The 11,942-nt window shown below is 62.7% G+C and carries 15 protein-coding genes; 9 read left to right on the top strand and 6 right to left on the bottom strand.

Annotated features, from left to right (window positions below; all coding sequences use genetic code 11):
* Window positions 1–54: 54 nt before the first annotated feature.
* On the top strand, window positions 55–855 hold the full coding sequence (locus tag QCE73_RS23640; RefSeq protein ID WP_309883820.1) for a glutaredoxin domain-containing protein: 801 nt from the start codon (window positions 55–57) through the stop codon (window positions 853–855).
* Window positions 856–1,061: 206 nt separating this feature from the next.
* A complete protein-coding gene (locus QCE73_RS23635; RefSeq protein WP_309883819.1) occupies window positions 1,062–1,757 on the top strand; it encodes a GntR family transcriptional regulator in 696 nt (231 codons plus the stop codon).
* Here the strand turns inward: QCE73_RS23635 and QCE73_RS23630 are convergent, their stop codons facing one another.
* A complete protein-coding gene (locus tag QCE73_RS23630) occupies window positions 1,758–2,252 on the bottom strand; it encodes a universal stress protein (protein ID WP_309883818.1) in 495 nt (164 codons plus the stop codon).
* A gap of 15 nt (window positions 2,253–2,267) precedes the next feature.
* Complete coding sequence (locus tag QCE73_RS23625) at window positions 2,268–2,399, bottom strand: hypothetical protein (protein ID WP_309883817.1); 132 nt, start codon at window positions 2,397–2,399, stop codon at window positions 2,268–2,270.
* 12 nt (window positions 2,400–2,411) lie between these two features.
* Between QCE73_RS23625 and QCE73_RS23620 the strand changes: the two genes are divergently transcribed.
* The 5 genes from QCE73_RS23620 (at window position 2,412) to QCE73_RS23600 (ending at window position 6,526) form a co-directional block, all read left to right on the top strand.
* Window positions 2,412–3,680: a LysR family transcriptional regulator gene (locus QCE73_RS23620; RefSeq protein ID WP_309883816.1), complete on the top strand. Its 1,269-nt coding sequence runs from the start codon at window positions 2,412–2,414 to the stop codon at window positions 3,678–3,680.
* A gap of 82 nt (window positions 3,681–3,762) precedes the next feature.
* Window positions 3,763–4,428 (top strand): O-methyltransferase, encoded by a 666-nt coding sequence (locus QCE73_RS23615; RefSeq protein ID WP_309883815.1) that lies wholly within the window; start codon window positions 3,763–3,765, stop codon window positions 4,426–4,428.
* Window positions 4,429–4,535: 107 nt separating this feature from the next.
* Window positions 4,536–5,177, top strand: coding sequence for an anti-sigma factor (locus QCE73_RS23610; RefSeq protein WP_309883814.1), 642 nt, complete (start codon window positions 4,536–4,538; stop codon window positions 5,175–5,177).
* A complete protein-coding gene (locus QCE73_RS23605) occupies window positions 5,178–5,696 on the top strand; it encodes an RNA polymerase sigma factor (protein ID WP_309883813.1) in 519 nt (172 codons plus the stop codon).
* Window positions 5,693–6,526 carry an anti-sigma factor gene (locus QCE73_RS23600; protein WP_309883812.1) on the top strand — a complete coding sequence of 278 codons (834 nt, stop codon included), beginning with the start codon at window positions 5,693–5,695 and terminating at the stop codon, window positions 6,524–6,526. Before QCE73_RS23605 ends, QCE73_RS23600 begins: the two co-directional genes overlap by 4 nt.
* Before the next feature lie 4 nt (window positions 6,527–6,530).
* Here the strand turns inward: QCE73_RS23600 and QCE73_RS23595 are convergent, their stop codons facing one another.
* Together QCE73_RS23595 and QCE73_RS23590 are read right to left on the bottom strand one after the other, a co-directional pair.
* Window positions 6,531–8,108: a SulP family inorganic anion transporter gene (locus QCE73_RS23595; RefSeq protein ID WP_309883811.1), complete on the bottom strand. Its 1,578-nt coding sequence runs from the start codon at window positions 8,106–8,108 to the stop codon at window positions 6,531–6,533.
* A gap of 82 nt (window positions 8,109–8,190) precedes the next feature.
* Window positions 8,191–8,838 carry a carbonic anhydrase gene (locus QCE73_RS23590; RefSeq protein WP_309883809.1) on the bottom strand — a complete coding sequence of 216 codons (648 nt, stop codon included), beginning with the start codon at window positions 8,836–8,838 and terminating at the stop codon, window positions 8,191–8,193.
* A 226-nt stretch (window positions 8,839–9,064) separates the two neighbouring features.
* On the opposite strand from QCE73_RS23590, the gene QCE73_RS23585 reads away from it, so the two are divergent.
* Window positions 9,065–9,892: an alpha/beta hydrolase gene (locus QCE73_RS23585; protein WP_309883808.1), complete on the top strand. Its 828-nt coding sequence runs from the start codon at window positions 9,065–9,067 to the stop codon at window positions 9,890–9,892.
* Between the two features lie 18 nt (window positions 9,893–9,910).
* On the opposite strand, the gene QCE73_RS23580 is transcribed toward QCE73_RS23585, so the two are convergent.
* Window positions 9,911–10,666 carry a FadR/GntR family transcriptional regulator gene (locus QCE73_RS23580; protein ID WP_035504033.1) on the bottom strand — a complete coding sequence of 252 codons (756 nt, stop codon included), beginning with the start codon at window positions 10,664–10,666 and terminating at the stop codon, window positions 9,911–9,913.
* A 568-nt stretch (window positions 10,667–11,234) separates the two neighbouring features.
* Between QCE73_RS23580 and QCE73_RS23575 the strand changes: the two genes are divergently transcribed.
* Complete coding sequence (locus QCE73_RS23575) at window positions 11,235–11,657, top strand: hypothetical protein (RefSeq protein WP_035504031.1); 423 nt, start codon at window positions 11,235–11,237, stop codon at window positions 11,655–11,657.
* A 30-nt stretch (window positions 11,658–11,687) separates the two neighbouring features.
* On the opposite strand, the gene QCE73_RS23570 is transcribed toward QCE73_RS23575, so the two are convergent.
* Window positions 11,688–11,942, bottom strand: a complete 255-nt coding sequence (locus QCE73_RS23570; RefSeq protein WP_238211265.1) for a hypothetical protein — start codon at window positions 11,940–11,942, stop codon at window positions 11,688–11,690.

Genomic DNA, 11,942 nt, shown 5'->3' with positions numbered 1-11,942 from the left:
TGACGGCATGACGAAGCATAGCTTTGCCGCATAACCCGGCGCGCGGAAAATGCCTTGAATCAGGCACTCGCGAGGGGAACCGTCATGCAGGAAGCCGCCGCCGCAACCCGAATCCGCGTGTTCTGGCAACCGGGATGTTCGTCGTGCCTGCGCACGAAGGAATTCCTTGCACGCCAGGGCATCGAGTTCGAATCGATCGACGTGCACAACGATCCCGAAGGCCGCGCCGCGCTCGCAGCGCTCGGCGCGCGCAGCGTGCCCGTGGTCGCGTTGGGATCGAAGTACACGCTATGCCAGTCGATCAACGATGTGATCCGCTTCCTCGATCTCAAGACCACGCCGACGCCGCCCCTGCCGCCCGCCGAGCTCGTCGCCAAACTCGCGCATGTGCTCGAATCCAATGCGCGCTACACGCGTCAATTCGGCGCCGATTACTTTCGCAAGCCTTTTCGCAATCGCAATCGCACGCCCGCCGGTCTGACATTTCACGTGTTTCGCGTGGCTGAAATGGGCGTTCAGGCGGCGCATCAGATCGAGTTGCGCTTCGAAGGCTTCGACGATCAGCCGCCGGATGAATGGCAGGCGGAAGATATCGCGCGCTGGGGCGAAAGCGTGCGGAAGAAGCTTCTCGACTGGTGGGCGAATGAATCCGACCGCACGCTCTCGTATGACGTGCCGACCTACTATGGCCGCCGCTCGATGCACGAAGTGCTCGAACGCACCGCATGGCATAGCGCGCAACACACGCGGCAAGTCACGCTGATGCTGGAGAGCGACGGCGTGACGATCGATCGTCCCTTGACGGCGGACGACCTCGGGGGCTTGCCGCTGCCGGAAGAAGTCTGGGACAAGTGATCGATCCTCTGTCGGTCGCACGGCAGGCGCGCAAGTCCGTTCAAGCCGCCCTTCATCGGGGCGGCTTCTTTTTATCGTGCGCTAACGTATACGTTGAGCAATACGCCGAATTTCTTTTCATATAATGAAGGCATTCCATCCGCCTGCGTCTGGTCCGGCGGATATATCGTCCGTGCATCGACGGCAACGTTTTCGGAATGCCCATCATGGCTCCAGCCCCGACCGCCGAAGCGATTATCAAAACGCGCGAGAAATCGACCGACACGGTTTATCAGGCGCTGCGCGAAAAGATCATCAGCAACGAACTGCGCCCCGGCACGCAGATGCTCGAACAGGAACTCGTACAACTGTTCGGCGTGAGCCGTACGCCGGTGCGTGAAGCGCTCATCCGCCTACAGAACGAACATCTCGTGCAGATCATTCCGCGCCACGGCGTGCGCGTGCGCAATGTGTCGATGACGGATATCGAAGAAGTCTTTCAGGTGCAGACGAGTCTCGAAGCGACAGCGGCTTCGACCGCCGCCGCGCGCAAGCCGGGCGCGCGAGAACTGAAAGCGCTGGAGAAAGCGTGCACGGAAATGGAGCGTGCGTTCGCGAAGAACGATCGCGAAGCGTGGTCGGCCGCGCGTGAAGCGTTCTACGCGCGGCTCGTCGAAATGAGCGATAACCCGCGACTCACGCAGATCGTCGGCGAATGCTCGGATCAGGTGCGCCGCGTGCGCGAATTGACGCTGCGGCTGATCGATCCCGACGAATCGCAAGCGCGCGATCTGCGCGCGATCGTCGAAGCGCTGCGGCAAGGCGATGTATCGGCGGCGCAAGCGCTATGTCGCGAGAATCGCGCGCGCAATCTTCAGATGCAAATCGAAGCGCTGCAACGCTTCAGGATTCTCGACGTCTGATCACGAAGCGTGCAAGGCCGTATCGCGCAAGGCGATCACCGGCGCCTTCCGCGCGACGCTAGTGGTCGCGATCAACACCTCTCGATTCGTATGGCGGCACACCACATTGCGAACGTGGCTCACGCCCCAGTTCAAGACTCCGGGCTTTCTCGCGCCGAGCACGATGAGGTCCGCATCGAGGCGCTCGGCTTCATCGGCGATCACGCGGCCAATGCTGCGGCCGTCTTCGGGCAGCGTGCGCGTTTGCCAGTCCGCTTCGATGCCCGCGCGCGCAAGCATCTTTTCGCTGTTGCGGCGAATCACGAGCGCGAGCTGATTGACGAGCGCGGGCATGTCGCAAAGACATTCCATCTGCCAGCCCGCCCACGACGGAACCGACTCGATCACATGCAGCACGGTCAGACGCGCATCGTTTTCACGCGAGCGTGCAATGGCGGCAGATAAGGCGGCTTCGCTGAAACTCGGTCCCACGGCGACGAGAATATGCTGGTTCATGGCGCAACCCTCCGATCATTGGACAGCGCCGTTTGCGGGCGGCTGTCGTTTATTCATGACGTCATGATCGGCGCCGACAATTAGCGCAAACTGAGCGCGCGTTTCGGAAGGCGTTACGATGCGATAAATCAAACTGATGGCATCCATTTACCTTTCATCATGGACAATCGCGAACTGCTCAACCTCGCGTACCTGCGCGCGTTCCGTCTTGTCGCGCAGACGGGCAGCGCCACGCGCGCCGCCGCTGCATTATTCCGCGCGCAATCGGCGGTTACGCGTTCGTTGCAGGAACTCGAAGCGGCCGTCGGCGAAACCTTGCTGGAGCGCCGTCCGTCGGGCATGCTGCCTACCCCCGCCGGGCGCGCCGTGTTGTTGCGCTGCCAGCGCATCTTCGCGGAACTGGAAGAGCTGGCGCAATGGTGCGCGACGCGACAGTCGCGCCGCCGAACCGCGTCGGACGGCACGCTTCCCGCCTTTCTGCTCAACACGCGGCGGCTGCAATTGTTCTCTGCGCTCGCGCGCCATCGTCATATGCCGAGCGCGGCGCAGACCCTGGGCCTCAGTCAGCCGGCCGTCAGCAGCGCGATCCGCATCATGGAAACGGGCGCGGGCATGCAACTGTTCTATCGCAGCCCGCGCGGGCTGCTGCTCACAAGCGAAGGCGAAACCTTCGTCCTGCACGTGCGCCGCGCGCTGAACGAATTGCGCCATATTCCCGATGATCTCGCGGCATTGCGCGGCACGATTCAGGGTTATGTCACGGTCGGCGCGCTGCCGCTCGGCAGAACGCTGATCTTGCCGGGCGCGATCGCACGCGTCGCCGCGCAATATCCCGGCGTGCGCATCGTGACCGACGAAAGCGCCTACGAAACACTCGTCGCCGGACTACGCGCGGGCGATATCGATTTCGTGCTCGGCGCATTGCGCCAGAACGATGCGTCGAGCGGTCTCGTCAATGAGCGCATGATGTCGGAAGACATCGTCGTGCTCGCGCGTCGCGGGCATCCGCTCGCAAGTGAAAGCGGATTGACGCTCAAGGATCTGATCGCCGCGCAATGGATCCTGCCGCGCAGTCAGGCGCCCGCGCGCGGAATGTTCGAAGCGCAGTTCAAACGAGGGAAGCTCAAGCCGCCGATGCCGACCGTCGAGACCGCCGATCTCGCGGTCATTCGCGGCCTTTTGATGCATACGGATATGCTCGCCGCCGTATCCGTTCAGCAATTGCACTACGAGTGTGAATCGGGGCAACTCGTGGTGATGGACATTCCTCTGCACAACACGCGGCGCGAAATCGGACTCACGATGCGCGCGGGCGGCACGCCATCGCCGGCGGCACGCGCGTTGATCGATGCGATCCGCCTGACCGTCGATCAGCTCGGGCATGAACTGCGCCGCGAATCGCCCCGCATCGTCAGGACCGCCGGCTGATAGCCGGGCCATCTAAATCGTTTATCGCGATAACATTCAATCGTTCCGTTAGCGCGATCACTGCAACGAACAGGGAGATGCAATGAACGAGCAGCAATGGATTGCGATGGACGAGTACCTGTGCGATCGGACGCAAACGCCGGACGAAGCGCTCGATGCGGCGCTTAAGTCCAGCGTCGAAGCGGGACTGCCCGCGATCAACGTCGCGCCGAATCAGGGCAAGCTGCTACAGATGCTTGCGCGTCTGCGCGGCGCGCGCCGCATTCTCGAACTCGGCACGCTCGGCGGATACAGCACGATCTGGCTCGCGCGTGCCCTGCCCGCCGATGGCACGTTGCTCACGCTCGAAGCCGTCGAGCATCATGCGGACGTCGCGCGAAAGAATATCGAACGCGCGGGCTTGTCGGGCGTGGTGTCGATCTTCGTGGGCGATGCCGCCGATACGCTCGAAGGCTTCGTGCGCGATGGCATCCCGCCTTTCGATTTCATCTTTCTCGATGCCGACAAACAGAGCTATCCCACGTATCTGCGCCTCGTGTTGCGTCTGAGCCGCCCGGGCACCGTGATCGTCGCGGACAACGTGATTCGTCAGGGCCGCGTCGCGGATGCGGACAGCAGCGACCCCGACGTGATCGGCGTGCGCGCGTTTCTGGATATGCTCGCCGCGGATGGGCACGTCTCCTCCACGGCAATTCAGACGGTCGGGAGCAAGGGATGGGACGGATTCTCGCTCTCGATCGTGTCGTGATCGCGCCTTCAGCAATCTGTTGGTAAATATTCCCGGCAACCGATGGAATAAAACGCTCGTTTAGAAGGTTAGCGCATCGAGAGCCCCAAAAAAAACGATGCGCCGACATGGACGAGCCGATCACCGAACCAGATATTCAAGCCTTCGCGGACGGCGTGCTGTCGCCTGCGAGGGCGGCGCGCGTCGGCCGATATCTCAGCGCGCGGCCGGAGAACCGGCGTGCGCAATGTGCCTTCGATCGCGCCGCATCGCACGATGCCACGCGCACGAGAAGCGTCGTGCGCCACGCATTCGTCGCCGCGTGCATCGCCATCGCCGTCGCCGGCTGGTGCGCTGCAACGCACGTCTCCGCCGACATGCTCGATGCCGCCGCCGTGATGGCGTTGATGGAGACTTCGAACCAGCGCGGCACGAACGTGCGTCCGCTCGTGTCGCACGATCCGCACTTCATCGAACTTACGCCGGTCGGCCTCGAACTCATCGCGACCCGGACGCGGCGCGGCGGCAAGTTCGCGCATATCGACGAATACGATTACCGCAACGTGGAGGGCGAGAGCGTCGTTCTTCTGATCGCGTCCGCGCCGTTCACGAGCGACGCACCGCACTGGAGCGCGCGGCGCGTCGGCGAAATCCGCCTGCTGACATGGGTTGTCGGCGGCACGCGCTATGTGCTCGCGGGACAGGCGGGCACGCGCGGCGTCATGCGCGCCGCCGACGCCTTGACGCTGACGGCGCGAGAGGCGGAATAAATGGACATCCGCGACGACTTGATGGAACACCTCCCGAGACTGCGCCGCTATGCGCGCGCGTTGCTGAACAATCGGGAGCTCGCGGACGATCTCGTGCAGGATACGATCGAGCGCGCCTTGTCGCGCGCGCAAGGATTCGAAGCGGGCACCGATCTGCGCGCATGGCTTTTCACGATCATGCACAACGTATTCGTGAATCAGGTAAGCAAGGCGTCGGCGCGTGCGATTCACGTGTCCGTCGACGATGAAGACCTGAGCGAGCGCGAGTTCGCGATACCCGGCGGCCAGATCCGCTCGCTCGAAGTGCGCGATCTCGACTACGCCTTGCAGCGTCTTCCCGCCGAGCAACGTGAAGTCGTGCTGCTCGTCGGGCTGGAAGAAATGAACTATGCGGAGGTGGCGATCGCGCTCGATATTCCCATCGGCACCGTGATGTCGCGCCTGTCGCGCGGACGCGAACGCCTGCGCGCGCTGATGGCCGGCACGCAACCCAGTGCGAAGTTGAAGGTGGTGCGATGAACGACCAACAGACTCAGATCAGCGAAGAAGATCTGCACGCGTATGTAGATGGCGCGCTTTCGGCCGCACGCCGCGAACAGGTCGAGCGCGCCATCGAACTGAATCCCGCTCTGGCCGCGCGTGTGAGCGACTACTTCTCGCTCAATAACATGTTCCATGAGCGCTACGATCGCGTGCTCAACGAACCCATCCCCGCGCGCTTGCGCACGCTGAGGAAAGCGCGCTGGTCCGGCGCGGCGAACTGGCCGCGATTCGCGGGCATGGCGGCGGCGCTCGTCGCAGGCATCGGCATTGGCATCGGCACGAACATGGGCCGCGATGCGCTGTCGCTGGCGGGCACGAGTACATCGAGTGCAGCGAATACGCGCGACGTGAGCGCCGAAGGAATGGAAGCGATGGCGCGTCAGGCCGCGCTCGCGCATGTCGTCTACATGCCCGCCGTCGATCGTCCCGACGATATCGGCAAGGACCGCGAGCAGGACTTCGTTCAGTATCTGTCGAACAAACTCGGCACCGACGTGCATCCGCCGCTGCTCACGAAAAGCGGCTTCGAACTGATGGGCGGACGCATTCTGCCCGGCGATAACGGCCCGACCGCGCAATTCATGTATCGCGACGCCAAAGGCGAGCGCGTGACGCTCTGCATCGCGCGTCGCAAGACAAGCACCAACACCACCGCGTTCAAGCTGTATCGGGACGGCCCCGTGAACGTGTTCTACTGGATCGATGGCGATTTCGGTTACGCGGTATCGGGCGGCATCGACCGCAAGGTGATGCTCGAACTCGCCCACGATGTGTACGCGCAACTGACGCCATCGACGCCCGGTTGATCGCTTACTCGGACGGCATCTCTTGCCTGCTCAGACCGGGCCATCTGCCGCGCATCGCAGCCACGCCCGTTTGCGACGACGCAGGCGGCAATTTCCTGCATTCGACATGCATGCCGCGCGACGACGCAGCCGCCACGAACTTGTCGATTTCCTCGCGCACGTCGGGATCGACATAGTCGGCTCGCGAGGCATCGAAGATCACGGTCGCGCCATCGGGAATGGTGCGCAGCTGATGCTTCAGTGTGACCTTGCCGAGAAACGAAACGTCCTTGCGGAACGACACCAGGTAATGATCGTCGTGCTGCGTCATCGTGATCGGGCGCTTGAGATTCGCGCGTATCGCGAGCAGGAGACTGCAGCCGATGCCGAGCAGAATGCCCATCAGCAGGTCCGTCAGCAGCACGCCGGCAATCGTCACGATGAACGGCGCAAAGCGTTCGATGCCCTGCTTCGCCACGGCCGCGAACAACGAAGGCTTGGCGAGCTTAAGGCCCGTGAAGATCAGGATCGCCGCGAGACAGGCGAGCGGAATCAGGTTGATCACGCTCGTCAACGCAAACACGCTCACGAGCAACAGCGCGCCATGCACGAACGACGACCAGCGCGTCTGCGCGCCCGCATGCACGTTCGCCGAACTGCGCACGATGACCGACGTGATCGGCAATGCGCCGATCGCACCGGCCATCATGTTGCCGATGCCTTGCGCTTTCAGCTCACGATCGGGATGCGCCGTGCGTTTCTTCGGATCGAGCTGCTCGACGGCTTCGAGACTCAGTAACGTTTCGAGACTCGCAACGATGGCGAGCGTGAACGCGAGCCGCCATACATCGGGATTCACGAACTGCGAGAAATTCGGCAACGCGAGCGCATGGGTGAACGCGGCGAACGATTCGAGCGACGGCAACGCGACGCGATGTTGCGCGGGCGGTGCGAAACCCGGCGCGAACAGGTCGAGCAACAGCGTCGCGCCGATGCCGAACGCGACCACCGCGAGCGGCGCGGGCACGGCGCGCACGAGCGTGAAGCGGCGCATTGCGCGCGTTTCCCAGCCTGCGAGCATCGCGAGCGATACGACGGCGACGATGCACGCCGCCGCGGAGACAGGACCGAACGGCGTGCCGAGCATGCCGGGCCCGCTCGCGGCCGGCGCGCCTTCGTTGGCGAAGCCCGCGGCGAGCGGAAGCTGCTTGATGACGAGCAGCAGGCCGATCGCGGCGAGCATCCCCTTGATGACCGATGAAGGCACATAGGCCGCGAAGCGCCCCGCCTTCAACATGCCGAAGCCGAACTGGATCGCGCCCGAGAGCAGCACGGCGAGCAGGAACGCGGAGAAGCTGCCGAGCCCGGCGATGCCATCGACGACGATCACGATCAGGCCAGCAGCCGGACCGCTCACGCTCAATTGCGAGCCGCTCAGCAAGGCAACGACGAGTCCGCCGATGATGCCCGACAGCAGCCCGGCGAACGGCTCGACGCCGGATGCATTGGCAATGCCGAGGCATAGCGGCATCGCGACCAGGAACACGACAGTGCCCGCGAACATGTCGCGCGGGAAAGTGGCTATACGATTACCAGAGTTCATGATTTTTCTTGGAACGAGTTGGGGCCTGCGAACGTCGCGAAAGCGACATCGCATCGTCAGGCGATCGATGGAAAGAGCGGGCTTAAGCGGCCCGCAGCGATGTGATCGGTGCGGGCTCGGTGGCCCGCGTTTCGTCTTCGTCCGCATAGCCGGACGCGAGGACGTTAATGAGGCCGTCGTGAAGGCCGAAGATCCAGCCGTGAACGAGCGGCGGCTCGTCGCGCTCGCACACGATTGCGTGCTGCCGCAAGAGACGCACTTGTTCGAGCACGTTCAGCTCGGCGAGGCGATTCGCGCGCGCATCGAGTTCATCGAATGCATCGAGTTCGTGCCGATGCCGCTCCCCCAAAGCGCACAGCGGCGCGATCCGGCGATTCACGTGCGGCAAGTCGCTCGACTGCGGCAGGAGCGAGGCGCGCACGCCGCCGCATCCGTAATGCCCGCATACGATCACGTGATCGACTTTCAGCACGCGCACCGCGTATTCCAGCACGCTCATGGTGTTGTCATCGGAGGGAGAGAACAGGTTCGCGATGTTGCGATGAACGAACAAATCGCCAGGATTGGCGTTCGTCACCGTCTCGGCCGGCACGCGGCTATCCGCGCAGCCGATCCACAACACCTTCGGGCTTTGCCCCTGCGCGAGACGGGTGAAGAATTGCGCATCGGCGTGCGCGGTTTCGTGTGCCCAGGCAATGTTTTCCAACAACATTCGTTTCGGTCGATTCATGCATTTCTCTCCAGATCAGGCGCGTCTTTGGTGCATGACGCAAAGAATCGATAAGGGCCGCATCTACGTTGCAGTGCAGCGAGTTCCTTACGAATAACTTTCGCAGAAAAAGTTCAGCGGCGTCCAGAGAAAAAAATATGACGATATGAATCCCGCGTTTTGTTCAACGTTTCGGCACGCGACGTCTGATAACCTTGAGCGCTTCAGATTCAGCTTTCGCGAACACATGACCGATTCAGCAACAAGCATCGAACCGACACGTTTCATCGAATGCAACGGCGGCGCTTATCCAGTACGGATCGAGTATCAATGGTTGAATCCGGAACGCGTCGATGCACCCATCGCGTTGTTCCTGCATGAAGGCCTGGGCTCGATCGCATTATGGAAAGGCTGGCCGCAGCAGCTTTGCGATCGCCTGAATTGCCGGGGTCTCGTGTATTCAAGGCCCGGTTATGGCCGCTCCACGCCACGTCGATCCGGCGAACGATGGCCGGTCGAGTTTCTGCATCGGCAGGCGCAAGAGGTGCTGCCCGCATTCCTCGATGCACTCGGCATCGGCGCTGAAGAACGCGCGCGCATGTGGCTCATCGGGCATAGCGATGGCGGCACGATCGCCCTTCTTTACGCAAGCGCGTTTCCCGAAGCGCTTGCCGGTCTCGCCGTCATGGCGCCGCATTTGTTCGTGGAACCGATGACGGTCGAAGGCATCGAAAAAGCGCGCAGCACGTATGAAACGTCATCGTTCAAAGACAAGCTGCAGGCTTATCACGACGATGTCGATTCAGCCTTTTACGGATGGAACGATGCGTGGCTGAATCCCGCGTTTCTGCATTGGGATATCACGGAAGAGATATCGTCGATCAGGCGGCCGTTACTCGCCATTCAAGGTTATGACGACGAATATGCGTCGATGCTGCAAATCGATAAGATCAAGGCGGCTGTCGATCACGCGCAGCTCGTCAAGCTGACGCAGTGCCGGCACTCACCGCATCGCGATGCGGCCGATGAAGTGAACGATGCGATCGCCGCTTTCGTGCGCGCGCATCGAGGATGATTCGGCATCGGGCACGAATCAACCCGCGTCCTGCGTCTTCGCCGACGCCTCCTGCGCCCGCCTCAGCCGCTCGCGGCTATTGGACAAATGCATGCGCATCGCCGCGCGCGCCGCTTCGGGATCGCGACGCTCGATCGCATCGTAAATATCTTCGTGTTCGCGATTCACGCGATCGAGATACCCGGCGGGATCGTTGTGTGCCAGCGCCGCCGAATTGACGCGCGTGCGCGGAATGATGGTATTGCCAAGCTGGCTCAGGATGCTGTGGAAATAGCGGTTGCCTGTGGCCTTCGCGAGTTCGAGATGGAACGCGACGTCCGCGGCGACGGCGTTGCCCTCGCCCGCTTCGATGAGCCGCTCGAAGTCGTCGAGCGCGCGACGCATCTGCGCGAGATTTTCATCAGTGCGGCGCATGGCGGCGAGACCGGCCGCCTCCGCTTCGAGGCTGATGCGCAATTCGAGAATCGCCATCACATCGCGCACGGTGAGATCGCCCGCGGCCTCGATCTGAAAACGGTCCTGATCGCTCGCTTCGAGCACGAACGTGCCGATGCCGTGCCGCGTCTGCACGAGCCGTCCCGCCTGCAGCCGCGAGATGGACTCGCGCACGACCGTGCGGCTCACGCCGAGCTGCGCCATGATTTCCGATTCAGTCGGCAGCTTGTCGCCGGGTTGAAGCGCGCCGCTGCGAATCCGTTCCGACAACTCGGCGACGACTTCCTCGGTGAGGTTGCGGGAGCGGCGAAGCGCGCCGGACGCGAGGGCTTGGGACATTGAAAGACCGGTCTTTGTGTGCTCGATGGCTCATTATAGGGCGCGCGCCACAGCTTGTACGATGACTATTGACTTGCGCTGCGTCGCTGCGCGCAGCACTAGACGCAGGACTCGCTTTAATGAGAAGCGAATGCCGATTCGCACGGGCCGCATTCGGCGCCGCGCCGGCCATGATGGAAAACCCCATCAAAATCATGCGATTAGGGCCAAAACAAAGCGTTGATAAACCGTCTGTTGCGGCGTAAAGTTCAAGTACCGCATGAAGTGAAATCGCGCCAGCCAGGCGGCATCAGCCGCGCGCCGGCGGCGCGATCGTTTTGAAACAAGGCTCGCGAATCCATGCCGCATCCGTTGGATTCGCCATCATCTCGCGCAGTCGCGAGCCTGATTACAGCGGTTCACCGGCTCGTCGCCGCGCGTGTCTATGCGTTACACCACGCGCCTTGCGCCTCTCGCGCGTCTCGCTCATCGATCAGGCGAAAGCCGGTGCACATCCGTATTCACAATCGCAGATTTCGCAGCGATACTGGTGCGCGGCATCGAGGTTGGCAGGCAAGGAGACGAGCAAATGATGCGTGAAGTAATCGGAGCGTTCCACGGCTCCCGTAAGCTGGATGAAGCACTTGAAGACTTGCGCGCGGAAGGCATCGCGGCCGATCGCGTGCGCGTGGCGAGCATGAGCGGTTTCGCCGATTTCCACGCTTCGCAGATACAGAGCAACAACGCGCAGACGCAGTGGATCGCGGCGGAATACGCGGGCCACGGGGAGCATCTGGGTGTGGTCGACACGCATGACTACCCGTACGGGCTGGACGCTTCGAGCGACGACATCCTCCCCTCGTTCGGCGCGGATGGCGGCGACGCGGACCTCGCTTGCAGCGTCACACGCGTGATCGTAAGCATTCGCGACGAAGCGGAGATGCGCGCCGTGTGCGACATCTTCTCTCGCCTCGGCACCGACGATATCGACGTGGAAAGCGCCGCGGCCTGATCCGCGACGCCCGACGCTCACATCGCCGCGTCACTGCGTCGGCGTCGTCGCGGGCTTCGCTTTCTTCTTGTGCTTGAAGTGATAGCCACCCTGGTGCGTGCTGCCGGCCGCGGACGTATTGTCCCCGCCGACGGTCGGTCCGGCCGTCGCCGCTCCGTGGGCGTTGCCGCCACCCGAACCGCCATTGCCGTTGCCGCCGCCTGACTGCGCCATCGCCGCGCCCGTCACGCCTATTGTTGCGCCCGCCGTCAGCGCGATCAAAAGCCTCAATCCAGTCGTCCTCAT

The organism is Caballeronia sp. LZ029 (genome assembly GCF_031451275.1).
In the GTDB taxonomy this organism is placed as follows: Bacteria; Pseudomonadota; Gammaproteobacteria; order Burkholderiales; family Burkholderiaceae; genus Caballeronia; species Caballeronia jiangsuensis.
This window is presented reverse-complemented; position numbering and strand designations above follow the sequence as displayed.

What these genes read in the sequence shown, in the direction of transcription:
- QCE73_RS23635 (WP_309883819.1), top strand. Translation starts at nt 1,062, where the DNA reads ATGGCTCCAGCCCCGACCGCCGAAGCGATTATCAAAACGCGCGAGAAA.
- QCE73_RS23630 (WP_309883818.1), bottom strand. Translation starts at nt 2,252, where the DNA reads ATGAACCAGCATATTCTCGTCGCCGTGGGACCGAGTTTCAGCGAAGCC.
- QCE73_RS23625 (WP_309883817.1), bottom strand. Translation starts at nt 2,399, where the DNA reads ATGGATGCCATCAGTTTGATTTATCGCATCGTAACGCCTTCCGAAACG.
- QCE73_RS23620 (WP_309883816.1), top strand. Translation starts at nt 2,412, where the DNA reads ATGGACAATCGCGAACTGCTCAACCTCGCGTACCTGCGCGCGTTCCGT.
- QCE73_RS23615 (WP_309883815.1), top strand. Translation starts at nt 3,763, where the DNA reads ATGAACGAGCAGCAATGGATTGCGATGGACGAGTACCTGTGCGATCGG.
- QCE73_RS23610 (WP_309883814.1), top strand. Translation starts at nt 4,536, where the DNA reads ATGGACGAGCCGATCACCGAACCAGATATTCAAGCCTTCGCGGACGGC.
- QCE73_RS23605 (WP_309883813.1), top strand. Translation starts at nt 5,178, where the DNA reads ATGGACATCCGCGACGACTTGATGGAACACCTCCCGAGACTGCGCCGC.
- QCE73_RS23600 (WP_309883812.1), top strand. Translation starts at nt 5,693, where the DNA reads ATGAACGACCAACAGACTCAGATCAGCGAAGAAGATCTGCACGCGTAT.
- QCE73_RS23595 (WP_309883811.1), bottom strand. Translation starts at nt 8,108, where the DNA reads ATGAACTCTGGTAATCGTATAGCCACTTTCCCGCGCGACATGTTCGCG.
- QCE73_RS23590 (WP_309883809.1), bottom strand. Translation starts at nt 8,838, where the DNA reads ATGAATCGACCGAAACGAATGTTGTTGGAAAACATTGCCTGGGCACAC.
- QCE73_RS23585 (WP_309883808.1), top strand. Translation starts at nt 9,065, where the DNA reads ATGACCGATTCAGCAACAAGCATCGAACCGACACGTTTCATCGAATGC.
- QCE73_RS23580 (WP_035504033.1), bottom strand. Translation starts at nt 10,666, where the DNA reads ATGTCCCAAGCCCTCGCGTCCGGCGCGCTTCGCCGCTCCCGCAACCTC.
- QCE73_RS23575 (WP_035504031.1), top strand. Translation starts at nt 11,235, where the DNA reads ATGATGCGTGAAGTAATCGGAGCGTTCCACGGCTCCCGTAAGCTGGAT.
- QCE73_RS23570 (WP_238211265.1), bottom strand. Translation starts at nt 11,942, where the DNA reads ATGAGGACGACTGGATTGAGGCTTTTGATCGCGCTGACGGCGGGCGCA.